Origin of the sequence: Kitasatospora sp. NPDC056800 (assembly GCF_042789775.1) — a bacterium.
Taxonomy (GTDB): domain Bacteria; phylum Actinomycetota; class Actinomycetes; order Streptomycetales; family Streptomycetaceae; genus Kitasatospora.
The window spans coordinates 1-16,861 of sequence record NZ_JBHUAL010000008.1 but is presented as its reverse complement, the minus strand read 5'-3'; the positions used below and the strand labels follow the sequence as shown (position 1 = coordinate 16,861).

At 75.8% G+C, this 16,861-nt stretch carries 6 protein-coding genes and 2 pseudogenes; 5 read left to right on the top strand and 3 right to left on the bottom strand.

Going from position 1 to position 16,861, the window contains the following annotated elements:
- Positions 1-5 precede the first annotated feature (5 nt).
- The 4 genes and pseudogenes from ACFRQN_RS03420 to ACFRQN_RS03405 form a co-directional block, all read left to right on the top strand.
- Positions 6-5,318, top strand: a pseudogene (locus ACFRQN_RS03420) (type I polyketide synthase); the annotation flags it as partial.
- A 269-nt stretch (positions 5,319-5,587) separates the two neighbouring features.
- Positions 5,588-8,677 (top strand): annotated as a pseudogene (locus ACFRQN_RS03415) (type I polyketide synthase); the annotation flags it as partial.
- A 5-nt stretch (positions 8,678-8,682) separates the two neighbouring features.
- Positions 8,683-9,471, top strand: a complete 789-nt coding sequence (locus ACFRQN_RS03410) for an arylamine N-acetyltransferase (RefSeq protein WP_380737877.1) — start codon at positions 8,683-8,685, stop codon at positions 9,469-9,471.
- Positions 9,468-11,093: a bifunctional 3-(3-hydroxy-phenyl)propionate/3-hydroxycinnamic acid hydroxylase gene (locus ACFRQN_RS03405; RefSeq protein ID WP_380737875.1), complete on the top strand. Its 1,626-nt coding sequence runs from the start codon at positions 9,468-9,470 to the stop codon at positions 11,091-11,093. Before ACFRQN_RS03410 ends, ACFRQN_RS03405 begins: the two co-directional genes overlap by 4 nt.
- A gap of 122 nt (positions 11,094-11,215) precedes the next feature.
- Here ACFRQN_RS03405 and ACFRQN_RS03400 read toward each other — a convergent pair whose 3' ends face one another.
- The 3 genes from ACFRQN_RS03400 to ACFRQN_RS03390 all read right to left on the bottom strand — a co-directional run bounded on the left by ACFRQN_RS03400 (position 11,216) and on the right by ACFRQN_RS03390 (position 16,311).
- Positions 11,216-12,457, bottom strand: a complete 1,242-nt coding sequence (locus ACFRQN_RS03400) for a 3-deoxy-7-phosphoheptulonate synthase (protein ID WP_380737873.1) — start codon at positions 12,455-12,457, stop codon at positions 11,216-11,218.
- Positions 12,454-15,312: an AAA family ATPase gene (locus tag ACFRQN_RS03395; RefSeq protein WP_380737871.1), complete on the bottom strand. Its 2,859-nt coding sequence runs from the start codon at positions 15,310-15,312 to the stop codon at positions 12,454-12,456. Before ACFRQN_RS03395 ends, ACFRQN_RS03400 begins: the two co-directional genes overlap by 4 nt.
- A 492-nt stretch (positions 15,313-15,804) precedes the next feature.
- Positions 15,805-16,311: a hypothetical protein gene (locus ACFRQN_RS03390; RefSeq protein ID WP_380737869.1), complete on the bottom strand. Its 507-nt coding sequence runs from the start codon at positions 16,309-16,311 to the stop codon at positions 15,805-15,807.
- A gap of 12 nt (positions 16,312-16,323) precedes the next feature.
- Between ACFRQN_RS03390 and ACFRQN_RS03385 the strand changes: the two genes are divergently transcribed.
- Positions 16,324-16,861: AfsR/SARP family transcriptional regulator (locus tag ACFRQN_RS03385; protein ID WP_380737866.1), on the top strand; the 538-nt coding region annotated here is incomplete at its 3' end.

Below are 16,861 nucleotides of genomic sequence, written 5' to 3'. Positions count from 1 at the left end.
ACAAGCTGCGCGACTACCTCAAGCGCGTCACGGCCGACCTCCAGCAGACCAGGCGCCGCCTGCGCGACGTCGAGGCCCGGCGCACCGAGCCGATCGCCATCGTCGGGATGGCCTGCCGGCTGCCCGGCGGCGTCGCCTCCCCGGCCGACCTGTGGCGCCTGGTCCACGACGGCACCGACGCCATGGCCCCGTTCCCCCGCGACCGGGGGTGGGACGTGGACGGCCTGTACGACCCCGACCCGGACGCCGCCGGGAAGACCTACGCCGAGGAGGGCGGCTTCCTCGCCGACCCGGGCGGCTTCGACGCCGCGCTCTTCGGGATCTCCCCGCGCGAGGCGCTGGCGACGGACCCGCAGCAGCGGCTGCTGCTGGAGGCCTCCTGGGAGGCCCTGGAGCGGGCCGGCATCGACCCGGCCTCGCTCAAGGGGCAGCCGGTCGGCGTCTACGCGGGCCTGATGTACCACGACTACGCGCACCACGTGCTCAACCTCCCGGAGGGCCTGGAGGGGTACTTCGGGATCGGCAACTCGGGCTCGGTCGCCTCCGGCCGGGTCTCCTACACCCTCGGCCTCGAAGGCCCGTCGGTGACGGTGGACACCGCCTGCTCCTCCTCCCTGGTCGCCGTCCACCTGGCCGCGCGGGCGCTGCGCGACGGCGAGTGCACGCTGGCCCTGGCCGGCGGGGTCGCCGTGATGGCCACGCCGGAGGTGTTCGTCGACTTCGCCACCCAGCGCGGCCTGGCGCGCGACAGCCGCTGCAAGGCGTACGCGGACGGCGCCGACGGGACCGGGCTCGCCGAGGGAGTCGCCGTCCTCCTGCTGGAGCGGCTGTCGGACGCCCGGCGGCTGGGGCACGAGGTGCTGGCCGTGGTCCGGGGTTCGGCCGTCAACCAGGACGGTGCGTCCAACGGCCTCACCGCCCCGAACGGGCCCTCGCAGGAGCGGGTGATCCGGGCGGCCCTCGCCAACGCCCGGCTGACGGCGGCGGACGTCGACGCCGTCGAGGGCCACGGGACGGGGACCTCGCTGGGCGACCCGATCGAGGCGCAGGCGGTGCTGGCCACGTACGGGCAGGGCCGTCCGGCCGAACAGCCGCTCTGGCTGGGGTCGTTGAAGTCCAACATCGGCCACACCCAGGCGGCGGCCGGTGCGGCCGGTGTCATCAAGATGGTGGAGGCGCTGCGGCACGGCGTGCTGCCGAAGAGTCTGCACATCGACACACCCACCTCGAAGGTCGACTGGGACTCGGGCGCGGTCGCGCTCCTCACCGAACGCCGCGACTGGCCGGAGGTCGACCGGCCGCGCCGGGCCGCCGTCTCCTCCTTCGGCGTCAGCGGCACCAACGCCCACGTGATCCTGGAGCAGGCCCCGGTCGGGGACGCCCCGCAGCCGGACGCCGAACCGACCGGTGCCGCACTGCCGTTGGTGCTGTCGGCCGCCTCCGAGGACGCCCTGCGGGCCCAGGCCGGCGCCTGGGGCCGGCTCCTGGCCGAGCAGCCGGACACCGGCCTGGCCCGTACCGCCCGTACCCTCGTCACCGCGCGGGCCGCGCTGGAGCAGCGCGCCGTGGTGGTGGCCGCCGACCGCGCGGACACGGTGGCGGCGCTGGACGCGGTGGCACGGGGGGAGGCCGCGGCCGGGCTGGTGTCCGGTCGGGCGGAGGTGAGTGGTCGGTCGGTGTTCGTCTTCCCGGGTCAGGGTTCTCAGTGGGTGGGGATGGGTCGTCGGCTGCTCGCGGAGTCGGCGGTGTTCGCGGAGGCGCTCGGTGAGGTCGACAAGGCTCTGAGGGCTTATGTCGACTGGTCGTTGCTGGATGTGGTGAACCAGGTGCCGGGTGCCGCCTCGTTGGAGCGGGTGGACGTGGTGCAGCCGGTGTCGTTCGCGGTGAATGTCGGTTTGGCGCGGCTGTGGGCGTCGCTGGGTGTGGTGCCGGACGCGGTGGTGGGTCACTCCCAGGGGGAGATCGCGGCGGCGCATGTCGCGGGCATCCTCTCGCTGGAGGACGCGGCGGCGGTGGTGGCGCTGCGGTCGCAGGCCATTGCCCGGGGTCTGGCAGGACGCGGCGGCATGGTGTCGGTCGGGTTGCCGCTCGCCGAGGTGGCCGGCACGCTGCCGGACGGCGTCGAGGTCGCCGCGGTCAACGGCCCCTCCTCGGTGGTCGTGGCCGGTGACCCGGCCGCGCTCGACACCCTGGTGACCGGGTACGAGGAGCAGGGCGTGCGGGTGCGCCGGATCCCGGTGGACTACGCCTCGCACACCTCGCACGTGGAGTCGATCGAGGCCGAACTCGCCGAGCTGCTGGTTTCGGTGAAGCCGCAGCCGGCCGTCGTTCCGTTCCTGTCGACTGTTGAGGGCCGCTGGCTGGAGGGTCCGGAGCTGGACGCGGGGTACTGGTACCGCAACCTGCGGCAGACCGTCCGCTTCGCCGACGCCGTCGACACCCTGGCGGGCGAGGGCTTCCGGGCGTTCGTCGAGGTCAGCGCACACCCCGTGCTCGCCCACGGCATCGTCGAGGCCCTGGAGGAGGCCGTCCAGGCGCCGACCGTCGTCACCGGGACCCTTCGGCGCGAGGACGGCGGCTGGGACCGCGTCCTGCTCGCCGCCGCCGAACTCCATGTGCACGGCCTGCCCGTGGACTGGTCCACGGCCTTCCCGGACGCCGCAGTCCTCCCCGCCTCCGAGCTGCCCACCTACCCCTTCCAGCACCAGCGCTACTGGCTGGAGACCCGCCCCGCCACCGACGTGGGCGCCGCCGGGCTGGCGCCCGTCGGGCACCCGCTGCTGGGCGCGGCGGTGCAGCTGCCCGAGGGTGGGGCGCTCCTCACCGGGCGGCTCGACTCGAAGGACCACCCGTGGCTCGCGGACCACGCCGTCGCCGGCACAGTCCTCGCCCCGGGGGCCGCGCTGCTGGAGCTGGCCTCGCGGGCCGGCGACGAGGCGGGCACGCCCACCGTCGAGGAACTGGTGATCGAGGCCCCGCTGCTCGTCCCCGGACGCGGCGACCTGCAGCTGCACCTGCGGGTGGACGCGCCGGAGGACGACGCCGCCGACAGCCGGCGGCCGTTCGCCCTGTACTCGCGGCCCGAGGACGCGGAGGGCGGCGTGTGGACCAGGCACGCCACCGGGTTCCTGGGCGGCGAGCAGGCGCCGGACACCGTCGCCCCCGGCGCGTGGCCGCCGGCCGGCGCGGAGCCGGTCGCCCTGGACGGCTTCTACGAGCGGCTGGCGGACCGCGGCTTCGGCTACGGACCGGCGTTCCGGGGGCTGCGGGCCGTCTGGCGGCTCGACGGCGAGGTGTACGCCGAGGTGTCCCTGCCCGCCGGCCGGGCCGCCGAGGACTTCGGCATCCACCCGGTGCTGCTGGACGCCGCTCTGCAGGCCACCAACTTCCTGGGCATCGCCGAGCCGGAGCCGGGCCACGTCCTGCTGCCGTTCGCCTGGAACGACGTGGCCCTGTTCGCCACGCGTCCCACTGCTCTGCGGGTGCACGCCCGGCAGACCGGCCCGCACGCGTTCTCGCTCGTCCTCACCGACCCGACCGGCGGACCGGTGGCCTCGGTCGGTTCCCTGTCGCTGCGGCAGGTGCCGGTCGACCGGCTGGCCGGCCTCGGCGGGGCCGGAACCGACCACCTCTACCAGGTGGGCTGGACGCCTCTCGTCCTGCCCGCCGGTGCCGCCGGTGTCGCCGCCCCGGCGGTGCTGGACCTGACCGCCGGGACGGCCGAGGGGCCCGAGGGCGCCCGGGCGCTGGTCGGCCGGGTCTCGGAGTTCCTGCACCAGGGACTCACCGATCCCGACCGGAGCGGGGCGCCGCTGGCGGTCGTGACCGGGCCCCCGGACGCGGACCCGGCGGTCAACGCGGTGTGGGGGCTGGTCCGTTCGGTCCAGCAGGAGCAGCCCGGCCGGATCGTGCTCCTCGGCGGCGAAGGGACGGGCTTCCCCGCCGCGGCGGTGGACCCGTGGGTGGTGGGCGGCCTGCTGGCGTCCGGCGAGACCCAGGCGCTCTGGCGCGACGGCGGTGTGGTGGTGCCGCGTCTGGCGCGTGCCTCCGTCCAGGACTCGGCTGACGGGCAGGGGGTTCTGGATCCGGCGGGGACGGTGCTGGTGACGGGTGGCACGGGGACGTTGGGCGGGTTGGTGGCCCGGCACCTGGTGGAGTCGCACGGGGTGCGGCGGCTGGTGCTGGTGAGCCGCCGCGGCGTGGCGGCGCCGGGTGCGGCGGAGTTGGTGGCCGGGCTTGAGGCGCTCGGTGCCGAGGTGGAGGTGGTGGCCGCGGACGTGTCGGACCGTTCGGTGGTCGACGACCTGGTCCGTCGGGTTCCGGTGGGGCGTCCGCTGACGGCGGTGGTGCACACGGCCGGTGCACTGGCCGACGGTGTGTTCGAGGGCCAGCCCGCAGGGCGGCTGGGGGAGGTGTTCGCGCCGAAGGCGGACGCGGCCTGGCACCTGCACGAGGCGACCGAGGGCCTGGGTCTGGCGGCCTTCGTTCTCTTCTCCTCCGGCGCCAGTGTGTTCGGGAACGCCGGGCAGAGCCTGTACGGGTCGGCGAACGGGTTCCTGGACGGTCTGGCCGGGTGGCGTCGTGAGCGCGGTCTGCCGGCGGTCTCACTGGCCTGGGGCCTGTGGGCTCAGGCAAGTGGGCTGACCGGGCACCTGGACGAGGCGGACCGGGCCCGGCTGGCCCGGGGCGGTCTCAAGGCCCTGGCGACGGAGGAGGCGCTGGCGCTGTTCGATGCCGCGCTGCGTTCTCCGGAGGCGGTGCTGGTCCCGACCCGGTTGGACCGCGACGCGCTGCGCGGGCAGGCGGCGGGCGGCGAGTTGAACCCGCTGCTGCGCGGCCTGGTCCGCACCCCCCGCCGCACCGCCGCCACCGGTGCGCCCGCCGACGACGCGGCGGACTTCGCCGCCCGGCTGGCCGCGCTGCCGGAGCGCGAGCAGCACCGCGAGGTCCTCGACCTGGTGCGCTCCGCCGCCGCCGCCGTCCTCGGGCACCCGTCCAAGAACGCCGTCGCCGCCGCCCAGGCCTTCAAGGAGGCCGGGTTCGACTCGCTCGGCGCGGTGCAGCTGCGCAACCGGCTGGCCCGGGCGACGGGCGTCCGGCTCCCGGCGACCCTGGTCTTCGACCACCCGACCCCGCTCGCGCTCGCCCGCCACCTGCGGTCCGAGCTGCTGCCGGAGCCGGCGGCCGGTCCGGCGGCCGTGACCCCCGAGCCGCGCGTGGCCGGCCCGGACGCGGGACCGGTGCCCGTGGACGGGCCCGCCATCGCGGACCTGGACATCGACGGCCTGGTCGCCCGCGCCCTGCGCGGCCGCGGCTGAACCTCCCACCTACCGCGCCCACCCGACCGCGCCCGACCCGACCGCGCGGACCCACCGCGCAGACCCACCGAGCCGACGCACCGCGCTCACCGACCCGCGCCCGTTCGTCCGCGCTCGGCGCCCGGCGCACCATCCGAAAGGCTGACATGACCACCACCACCACCAACGACGGCGCGGCCGCCCTCGACCAGACGGCGAGGCTGGTCGAGGCACTGCGGGCCGCGCTCCAGGACAACGAACAACTCGCCTCCGAGAAGGCCGCGTTGGAGGCGGCGGCCGGTGAGCCGATCGCCATCGTCGGGATGGCCTGCCGGCTGCCGGGCGACGTCGCCTCCCCGGCCGACCTGTGGCAGCTGGTCGCCGACGGACGCGACGGCGTGGCCGAGTTCCCCGAGGACCGCGGCTGGGACCTCGACGGACTCTTCGACCCCGACCCGGACCGGGCCGGCCGCTCCTACGTCCGCGAGGGCGGATTCCTGCACGGCGCCGCCGACTTCGACGCCGCCTTCTTCGGGATCTCGCCGCGCGAGGCGCTCGCCATGGACCCGCAGCAGCGGCTCCTGCTGGAGACCTCCTGGGAGGCCCTGGAGCGGGCCGGCCTGGACCCGGCGGGCCTGCGCGGCACGGCCGTCGGCGTGTTCTCCGGCGTCATGTACCACGACTACGCCACCGGTCTGCGAAGCGTGCCCGCCGGGCTCGAAGGCTTCCTCGCCACCGGCACCTCCGGCTCCGTGGCCTCGGGCCGGGTCGCCTACACGCTCGGCCTGGAGGGGCCCGCGATCACCGTCGACACCGCCTGCTCCTCCTCGCTGGTCGCCGTCCACCTGGCCGCCCAGTCGCTGCGCAGCGGCGAGTCCACGCTGGCGCTGGCCGGCGGCGTCGCGGTGATGTCCCAGCCCTCGCCGTTCGTGGAGTTCTCCCGGCAGCGCGGCCTGGCGACCGACGGGCGCTGCAAGGCCTTCGCGGACGCCGCCGACGGCACCGGCTGGGCGGAGGGCGTGGCGGTCCTCGTCCTGGAGCGGCTGTCGGACGCCCGGCGGCTGGGGCACGAGGTGCTGGCCGTGGTCCGGGGTTCGGCCGTCAACCAGGACGGCGCGTCCAATGGCCTCACCGCGCCCAACGGGCCCGCCCAGCAGCGGGTGATCCGGGCCGCGCTCGCCAACGCCAGGCTGACGGCCGCCGACGTCGACGCCGTCGAGGCGCACGGCACCGGCACCCCGCTGGGCGACCCGATCGAGGCGCAGGCGGTGCTGGCCACGTATGGGCAGGGCCGACCGGCCGAACAGCCGCTCTGGCTGGGGTCGTTGAAGTCCAACATCGGCCACACCCAGGCAGCCGCCGGTGTCGCCGGCGTGATCAAGATAGTCGAGGCGCTGCGCCACGGCGTGCTGCCGCGGACCCTCCACGTGGACGCGCCGACGACCCAGGTCGACTGGTCGGCCGGGGAGGTGCGGCTGCTGACGGAGGCCCGGCCGTGGCCGGCGGCCGACCGCCCGCGCCGGGCCGCCGTGTCGGCCTTCGGGGTGAGCGGCACCAACGCCCACGTCATCCTGGAGGAGGCGCCCGCCGCGGAGGCGCGGACACCCGCCCCCGAGGCCGCCGCCGTCCCCTGGCTGCTGTCCGCCGCTTCCACCGGCGCCCTGCGCGCCCAGGCGGAGCGGCTGCTCGACTACACCGAGGCACGCGGCCCGGCACCCGCCGACGCGGCCCGGACGCTGGCCGAGGCCCGGACCCTGCTGGCGCACCGCGCCGTCGTGGTGGCCGACGCGCTCGACGGCCACCGCACCGGCCTGGCCGCGCTCGCGGGCGACGCCGCCTCGCCCGCCCTGGTCACCGGCACGGCGGACGTCGCCGGGCAGACCGTCTTCGTCTTCCCGGGCCAGGGTTCCCAGTGGGCGGGGATGGGTCGTCGGCTGCTCGCCGAGTCGGCGGTCTTCGCGGAGGCGCTCGGTGAGGTCGACAAGGCCCTGACGTCCTATGTCGACTGGTCGTTGCTCGATGTGGTGAACCAGGTGCCGGGTGCCGCTTCGTTGGAGCGGGTGGACGTGGTGCAGCCGGTGTCGTTCGCGGTGAACGTCGGCCTGGCGCGCCTCTGGGCGTCGCTGGGCGTGGTGCCGGACGCGGTGGTCGGTCACTCGCAGGGGGAGATCGCGGCGGCGCACGTCGCCGGGATCCTCTCGCTGGACGACGCGGCGGCCGTGGTGGCGTTGCGGTCGCAGGCCATCGCCCGGGGCCTCGCCGGCCGGGGCGGCATGGTCTCGGTCGGCCTTCCCCGGGAGCGGGTGGCGAGCGCGCTGCCGGACGGCGTGGAGATCGCGGCCGTGAACGGTCCGTCCTCGGTGGTGGTGGCCGGTGACCCGGCCGCGCTCGACACCCTGGTGACCGGGTACGAGGAGCAGGGCGTGCGGGTCCGCCGGATCCCGGTGGACTACGCCTCGCACACCTCGCACGTGGAGTCCATCGAGGCCGAACTCGCCGAGCTGCTGGGCTCGGTGAAGCCCCAGCCCGCCGCGATCCCCTTCCTCTCCACCGTCGAGAGCCGCTGGCTGGAGGGTCCGGAGCTGGACGCCGGGTACTGGTACCGCAACCTGCGGCAGACCGTCCGCTTCGCCGAGGCCGTCGACACCCTCGCCGCCGCCGAGTACCGGGCGTTCGTCGAGGTCAGCGCCCACCCCGTACTCGCCCACGGCATCGTCGAGGCCCTGGAGGCGGCCTCCGTGCGCGAGGCGGCCGTCACCGGGACCCTGCGGCGCGACGAGGGCGGCTGGGACCGCGTCCTGCTCTCGGCCGCCGCGCTGCACGTCCGCGGCGTGGAGGTCGACTGGTCGGCCTCCTACGCGGGCGCCGGCACCCTCCCCGCCTCCGAGCTTCCGACCTACCCCTTCCAACACCGGCACTACTGGCTGGAGTCGGTGTCCGTGACGACCACCCCCGCAGGAGATTCCCCGATGGCCACCGAGACCGAGCCCGACACCACCACCGAGGAGGCGCCCGGCGCCGTCCTCGCCCGCCGGCTGGCGGACGCCGACCCGGGGGAGCGCCTGGCCGTGCTGGTCGACGTGGTCCGCACGGAGGTCGCGGCCGTCCTCGGGCACGAGGGCACCGACGAGATCGGGGCGGACGCCGTCTTCTTCGACATCGGCTTCGTCTCGCTGACCGCCGTCGAGCTGCGCAACCGCCTCCAGAACGTCACCGGGCTCGAACTGCCCGCCCTGCTCGCCTTCGACCAGCCCACCCCGGAGCGGATCGCCGGCCACCTCCTCTCCCTGCTCGACGAGACCGGCTCCGGCGAGACCGGACTGACCGACACCGAAGCCTCCGAGACCGTGCCCGCCGAGCAGCGGACCGAAGGGAAGTGACCGCCGTGTTCGACACCGCCGCCTACCTCAAGGCCCTCGACTACGACGGCCCGCTCGACCCCACCGCCGACACCCTGCGCGAGCTGCACCGGCGCCACCTGATCGCCATCCCGTACGACTCCTCGCTCAACACCGCCCGCGGCGAGGCCCTGTGGGCGGGCGTCGACATCGACGTCGACGCCGTGTTCGACGCCGTCGTGCTCGGCGGCCGGGGCGGCGTCTGCTACGAACTGAACGGGCTCTTCCTCGCGCTGCTGCGCGAACTCGGCTACGAGACCGGTCTGTTCTCGGCCGGGATCCGCCAGGTGGACGACAGCTTCGGGCCGGACCTGGAGCACGTCCTCGGCTTCGTCCGGCTGGACGGCGACCTCTGGCTGGTCGACGTCGGCTTCGTCGGCCCGTCCTACCTGGAGCCGCTGCGGGTGGTGCCCGACGAGGTGCAGCCGCAGTTCGGCACCGACTTCCGCGTCGTGCGCGCGGACACCGGCCACCACGTGGTGCAGCGCCGGGGCCGGGTCGGCGACTGGCGCGCCGTCTACCGGTTCCACCCGCGGCCGCGCGCCTTCGCGGACTGGCTGGTCCCCTCGCCGGAGCTGGACCGGTTCGCCCGGGCCCTGGCCGGCTCCGGCATCGTGGTGCGCGGCCGGGCCTTCGAGGGCGGCCAGCGGATCCTGATCGGCACCCGCCTGGTCGTCGTCGAGGACGGCACCGAGCGGCTGCGCGGCCTCGCCGACCCGGAGGAGCACGCCCGGGTGCTCGCCGAGATCCTGCGGAAGGACGCGGCCACCGCATGACCACCCCCGTCCACACCGAGACCGCCGCCGCCGTGGGCAACGGCGACGGCTTCGACACCGACGTCGCGATCGTCGGCTACGGGCCGGTCGGCCAGACCGCCGCCCTGCTGCTGGCCGCCCGCGGCCACCGGGTCACCGTCCTGGAGCGCTTCCCCCGGCCGTACCCGATGCCGCGGGCGGTCTCCTTCGACGGCGAGTCCGCCCGCATCCTCGCCGCCACCGGCGTGGGCGCGGCCCTGGACGAGCACGTCGAGTCCTCCCGGGACTACGTCTGGCACAACGCCGACGGGCAGACCCTCTTCCGGGTGGACGTCGAGGACGCCGGTCGTTCCGGCTGGCCCGACTCCAGCGCCGTCTACCAGCCGGGCCTGGAGGCCGCGTTGGCCGCCCACGGCGAGCGGTACCCCACGCTGCGCGTCCTGCGCGGCCACCGGGTGACGGCGCTCGCCGACCGCGGCGACGCGGTCACGCTCACGGTCGAAGGACCGCGGACAGGACCGTCGGGCGGCCCGCTCACCGCCCGCTGGGTGATCGGCTGCGACGGCGCCAACAGCGTGGTGCGCGAGGAGGCCGGGCTGACCGCCACCGACTTCGCGTTCTTCAACGACTGGCTGACCTGCGACGTGGTCCCGCACGACGGCCGGGAGTTCGTCCCCAACAACCTCCAGGTCTGCGACCCGGCCCGGCCGCGCACCGCCGTCTCCGCCGGGCCGGGCCACCGGCGCTGGGAGTTCATGCGGCTCGACCACGAGTCGCCCGAGGAGTTCGGCGGCGAGGCCAACGTCTGGAAGCTGCTCTCGCTGTTCGACATCGACCCCGGCAACGCCACCCTGCTGCGGCACGCCGTCTACACCTTCCAGGCGCGCTACGCGGACCAGTGGCGGCGCGGCCGGGTGCTGATCGCCGGGGATGCCGCCCACCTGATGCCGCCGTTCGCCGGGCAGGGCATGTGCTCGGGCTTCCGGGACGCCGCCAACCTCGCCTGGAAGCTGGACCTGGTGCTCACCGGCCGGGCCGGCGAAGGGCTGCTCGACAGCTACACCGCCGAGCGGCGCGAGCACGTGCGGCACGCGCTCACCATGTCGATGGACCTGGGCCGGGTCATCTGCCAGACCGACCCGGCCGCGGCCCGCGACCGCGACACCGTCATGCTGGCCGCCCAGGAGCGGGCCCGGCGCGGCGCGGAGGTCGGCGCGGCCCGGCCGCGCACCCCGGTCCAGCAGCTCACGGCGGGCCTGCGGCACGGTGGCGGGCCGGCCGGCGACCTGGTCGTCCAGGGGCGGGTGACGGCGGCCGGCCGGCCCGCCGGGCTCTTCGACGACGTGGTGGGGCGCGGCTTCGTGCTGCTCGCCACCGAGCCGCCGGAGAGCCTGCTCACCGCCGGGGACCGCGCCTGGCTGGCCGACCTCGGCGGCCACGCGGTGAGGGTGCTCGCGGCCGCCGACGAGGAGCCCCCGGCGGGCGCGGTGGGCGACACCGACGGGGTGTACCTGCCGTACCTGGCCGAGGCCGGGGCGGTCGCGGTGCTGGTCCGGCCCGACTTCTATGTCTACGGCGCGGCGGCGGACCGGACGGAGCTGGCCGCGCTCCTCGAAGCGCTCCGCACCGACCTCGCCGCCTGACGGCCCGTCCGCCGTAACCCGACGGAACCCGTAGGGAGTTGACCGCCCCCTCCCGCGCACATGCTGACGGCCCGCTCCCCCTCCGCGTGGAGGAGCGGGCCGTCGGTCCGGGTGGGCGGTCCTCAGACCGCCACGGGCGCCCGCCGGGCGGAGTGCTCCAGCAGGATCTCCGCCACCACGCGCGCCAGGTCCAGGGTCTGGCGCCCGTTCAGCCGCGGGTCGCAGCCGGTCAGGTAGCGCTCGGGGAGCTGCTCCTCGCGCAGGTCCTCGCGACCGCCGAGGCACTCGGTCACGTCGTCGCCGGTCAGTTCCAGGTGCAGGCCGCCGGGGTGGCTGCCTATCGCCCGGTGCACGGCGAAGTACCCGCTCACCTCGGCGGCGATCCGGTCGAAGCGGCGGGTCTTCAGCCCGCCGGCCGCCGTCTCGGTGTTGCCGTGCATCGGGTCGCAGAGCCAGACCACCGGGTGTCCCGCGTCCGCCACCGCCTCCACCAGCGGCGGCAGCACGTCGGACACCCGGTCCGCGCCCATCCGGCTGATCAGCGTCAGCCGGCCGGGGACGCGGTCCGGGTCCAGCGCCTCGGCGTAGGCGACGGCCTGCTCCGGGGTGGTGGACGGGCCCAGCTTGAGGCCCAGCGGGTTGGCGATCCGGCGGGCCAGGGCGACGTGCGCGCCGTCGAGTTCGCGGGTCCGCTCGCCGATCCACAGGAAGTGGCCGGACAGCGCGTACCCGTCGCGCACCAGCGGCACCTCGTAGTCGAGCAGCAGGGCCTCGTGACCGGCGAACAGTTCGGTGCGGGTCGCGTCGGCCACCGAGTCCAGCACGTCGAGCGCGGCGCCGGCGCCGTCGTACGCGGTGAGCATCCGCCGCGGGTCCGGTGTGCGGGCCTCGGCCGTCGCCGCGAGGCCGTTGACGATGTCGCCCCGGTAGGAGGGCAGCCCGTCCGGGCCCGTCGGGCTGGAGCGCGGCTTGGCGTACTGCCCGGCGACGCGTCCGACCGGCACCACCGGCAGGCCGGAGGCGACCTCGAACAGGGTCGCGCAGTGCAGCAGGGCGTGCAGGTTGGCGCGCACGTGCTCGGGGGTGTTGCCGGCGAAGGTCTCGGCGCAGTCCCCGCCCTGGACGACCAGGGCCCGGCCGAGCGCGGCCTCGGCCAGGCGCTCCCGGAGCCGGTCCACGGCGGCGCGCTCCACCAGGGGCGGCAGGGCGCCGAGCGCGGCGCGCACCTCGCGCACCCGTTCCTGATCGGGCCACTGCGGTTGCTGGCCGGCGGTCAGGCCCGCCAGGGCCCGGGCGAGGTCGGGCCCGGTGCCGTCGTGCACCGTCAGGCTGGTGGCGGTCGGCGTGGTCATCGGCGTCGTCATCCCGTCTTCCTCAGGTTGGCCCACAGATCGGCGGGCAGGTCCTTGCGTCGGCGTACCCCGAGCTTGCGGTAGACCCGGGTGAGGTGCTGTTCCACGGTGCTCGCCGTGACGTACAGGCGTCCGGCGATCTCGCGGTTGGTGTAGCCGAGTACGGCGAGCGAGGCGACCCGCCGCTCGGACTCGGTGAGCGCGTCGACCCCGCCCGGCTCCCGTGCGTCGGCGGCGGGGCCGCTCTCGCCGAGGTCCGCCGAGACCGACAGCAGCTCCTGGACGAGCGGCCGCAGGGCGCACATGTTCGCCACGTGCAGGGCCTGGCGCAGCAGCAGCCGGGCCCGGCGCCTGTTGCCGGAGCCCTGGTGCACCCGGCTCAGGTCGGTGAGCACCCGCACCTGCTCGTAGCGGTCGCCGGAGGCCTCGGTGAGGTCGACGGCCTCGGTGAGCAGGGGGCCGCGCCGCCCGGCCGGCCCGGCCGCGGCGAGCAGCCGCAGCGCCGGGCCGCGGTTGTGCGGCAGGTCGGCGTCGGCCCGGCTGAGCTGTTCGTGGATCAGCCGCCAGGCGCGGTCCCGGTTGTCCAGCCGCAGCCAGGCGTCGGCGGCCTGGGTGCGCCAGGGCACCACCCCCGCGCCGTCCAGGCCCCAGGTGCGCAGCAGTTCGCCGCAGGACAGGAAGTCGGCGAGTGCCGCGTGGCCGTGCCGGGTCGCCTGGTAGTGCTCGCCGCGGGCGAACAGGTAGTGCAGCCCGTACAGGCTCTGGAACATCGCCTCACCGACGGCGTGGGTGAGGTGCTTGGCGGCCGAGCGGTGCTCGCCGGTGCGGCTCTCGGCGATGACCAGCGTGCCCAGCGGCAGGCCCACCGCAATGCCCCAGGAGGTGGGGCTGAGGTGGGTCAGCGCGGCCCGGCTGTGCTCGGCCGCCGTGGTCGGCTCGCCGAGCCGCAGGGCCGCCTCGGCGTGCGCCGCCGAGTACAGGGCCGTCGCGGTCGGGGCCTCGCGGCGCGCGGCGGTGCCGAGCAGCCGTTGGCTCCAGACCGCCGCGGTGTCGGCGCGCCCGGCCTGGAGCAGCACCCGCAGCGCGAGCAGCGCGGCCTCCTCGGCCCACGCGGTGCGGCCGTGCAGGTGGGCGTCGTGCAGCACCTGCTGGGCGTGGTCGACGGTCTCCGTGGCCCGTCCCCGGGTGAGCGCCCCGGCCAGTGCGGCGGCGGCCCGCAGCTGCGGGTCGACGTCCGGGGCGACCGTGTGCCGCAGGTCGGCGGGCAGCACCGGGACGCGGCGGCCCCGGGCCAGGCCCGGGTGGGTGTAGGCGAGCCAGGTCTCGACGTCGCGCAGCGCGCCCGTCTCGGCGGGGGAGGCCGGTCCGGCCGGTCCGGTCCGGGCGCGCAGCAGGTCCAGGACGGCCAGCGCCTCCTCGCCGCGGCCGTGCCACAGCAGGTACCGGACGAGGACGAGCGCCTCGGCGAGCCCGAGGTGCCCGGCCCGGACCGCGGCGGTGAGCGGCACCAGGTGCCGGGCCGCCGCCGAGGGGTTGAGCTGCCACTCGGCCTGCGCCAGCCGGTGCCGGAGCACCGCCCGGTCGTTCTCCTCGGCGGCCTCCTTGTGGGCCAGGCTCAGGCAGGCGACGGCGGTGCGGTGACGGTGGTCGAGCAGGGCGTGCTCGGCCGCCTCGGTCAGCGCGGCGACCGCCCACGGCGCGGGCGCCCGCCCGGCCTCGACCAGGTGCCGGGCCACCTCGGCGGCGGGGCTGCCCGTCTCGTGGGCCAACTGGGCGGCCCGCAGCCGCAGTTCGGTGCGCTCGTGCGGGGCGAGGTCCTCCAGGACGGCGGCGCGGGCGGCCGCGGTGCGCAGCCGTCCCTCGCCGTCCAGCAGTCCGGCGGCGGTGAGCGTGGCACGGGTCCGGGCGACCGCGTCGGCGCTCTCCCGCTCGCCCAGCAGCCGGGCCACGTCCTCGGCCGGGGCCTCCTCGCCGAGCACGGCCTGGGCCTGGACGACCCGCAGCACGCCGGGGCCGGCCCGGTGGAGGCAGCTCAGCAGGGCCGGGCCGTAGCGCGGTTCGGGCTCGTCGGCGCGGTCGAGGTGCTCCTCGACGAGGGCGTGCAGCAGCAGCGGGTTGCCGCCGGCCACGTCCACCAGGCCGGGGCCGCGGTGCCGGGCGTCCTCCTCGCCCAGGCCCTCGGTGACCAGGCGCAGCGCGCCGGCCCGGGACAGCGGGGCTAGCGCGAGGCGGTGCGCGTGCGGGTGGCGCAGCAGTTCGGCGTGCAGCCGGCGCCGCGCGGGCCACGGGGTGCTGCCGTCGGTGAGGACCAGCAGCACCCGGCTCTGCGGCAGGTGGCGGACGAGGTGGCGCAGGAAGTGCAGGGACGCCTCGTCGGCGTGGCCGATGTCCTCGACGCAGAGCAGCACCGGGGTGTCGGCGGCGGCCGCGAGCAGGGCGGTGGTCAGGTCGCGGCAGGCGCGCAGCAGCGCGGGCGACGGCGGGCCGGCCGGGTCGCCGACCGCGCCGCTGCCGTTGAGGGCGCTGCCGTTGAGGGCGGCGCCGCCGGCACTGTCGGCCGGGTCGGCGAGGACGGCCGGGTCGGCCAGCGCGGCCAGTCGCTCGGCGTGCTTGGCGGGCCAGCCGGGGGAGTGGGCGATCCGGTCGGCGATCCCGAAGGGCAGGTCCCGCTCCTGGGCGGAACAGCCCGCGCCCACGACCAGGACTCCGCGCTCGGCGGCCCGGGCGGTGAACACCCGCAGCAGCTCGCTCTTGCCGCTGCCGAGGGGTCCGTCGACCAGTGCCACCCGGCCCGCGCGGCCGAGACATTCGGCGAGCAGGTGGTCGAGTCTGTCGATGTGCGCGTCACGTTCCAGCAGGGAAGGCACCGGGTACCCCCGACCTCGTCTCTTGTAGGCGTCCGGCCGCCGGTCCCCGGCGGCTCCCCGGGGCGGTGGCGACGGCCGCCCGCTCCCGGTCGAACCCATCATGGGGACACCCCGCCCATCGCCCGGGAACTGATCGCTCATGGGCGGGCCACTGCCGCCGGGGCGGCCGGGTGGGCAGGACTGGTCCAGGGTCCTGACGATCTTTCATCGTCCCTGCTCAGGGGCGTGGAGGAGGCCGAGTGGGTGGCTGGAGGCATGGCGGAGGCCGGCCTCGATGCCGGTGCGGCGGTGGTCGCGGAGGGCGTTGATCGCGAGGTCGCGCGGGGTCGCCGTGTTCCCGGGCCCGTGGCCGGTGCTGATCTCGGGGGCGTCCTCGCGGAAGGCGGTGTCGCGGACGGAGCGGAGCCGGGGTCTCGACCACGGGGATCCACCGGTGACGCCGTTGCGACGCCCCCTCGGCCTGCACGCCTGCCCGATCACCGCGACGTCGAATCAGCCCGGCCGGTCGGCGGCGGCGAATTTGCCTCGGGGAATACCGGCAGGGGGGTCGCCATCGATAGCGTAGATCGAAGTCGACGTGCGGTCAACGGAAGACCCCGGATCGATCTGATGTACCATCGGGCACATTCTCCGGAATGGCTTTCTCCGGAATCGCAGGGAATCAAGGGGGTAGGGGTGCGATTCAACGTTCTGGGGCCGCTTGAAGTGCTCTCCGACGGCACCGACGTGCCCATTCGCGGCCTGCAGCAGAGGGCCCTGCTCGGTGTTCTGCTGCTCCGCGCGAATAGCGTGGTGGGTATCAACGAGATAGTCGCCGCACTCTGGGGCGATGACCGTCCGTCCACGGCGCGGAAAATGGTGCAGAACTCGGTGGCCGGGCTGCGCCGCGCATTCCAGGCGGTCGGGGAGCCGGCGGACGGGAAACCCGCGCTGAATACCACTGTGCCCGGATACGTGCTCAGAATCGAGCCTGAACAGCTCGATCTCACGGAATTTCATGAGCTTGTCACATTGGGCCGGGCCCGACTGGCGGCCGGCGACTGGACGCGGGCCTCGGAACTGCTGCGCCGCGCCCTCGGCCTGTGGCGCGGTCCGGTGCTCGCCGACGTGAGCGACGCCGGGCTCACCTGGCCCGAGCTGGCCGCCCTCCAGGGCACCCGGCTCGCCGTCCACGAGGACTGCATCCAGGCCGAGTTGGCGATGGGGCGGGACCGCGAGCTGATCGGCGAACTGGAGTCCATGCTGGAGGCCGAGCCGACCCGGGAACGCCTGGTCGCCCAGCTGATGGTCGTCCTCTACAACTGCGGGCGCCAGTCCGAGGCGCTGGACCGCTACCGGCGCACCCGGGACCTGCTCGCCGACCGCTTCGGCCTGGAGCCCGGCCGCGACCTGCGACGCCTCCAGCGCGCGATCCTCAGCCACGACCCGGCCCTGGCGCTGCGGCTCACCACCGCCCCGGGCGGCGCGGCGGACTTCCCGCCCCCGGCCGGACCCCGCCCTGCGGCCGCAGCCGCCCCGCAGCCGCCGCGCCCCCGGCCGGCCCCCGCCC

Coding starts and splice junctions, on each gene's coding strand:
- ACFRQN_RS03390 (WP_380737869.1), bottom strand. CDS start 16,311: ATGAAATTCCGTGAGATCGAGCTGTTCAGGCTCGATTCTGAGCACGTA.
- ACFRQN_RS03405 (WP_380737875.1), top strand. CDS start 9,468: ATGACCACCCCCGTCCACACCGAGACCGCCGCCGCCGTGGGCAACGGC.
- ACFRQN_RS03400 (WP_380737873.1), bottom strand. CDS start 12,457: ATGACGACGCCGATGACCACGCCGACCGCCACCAGCCTGACGGTGCAC.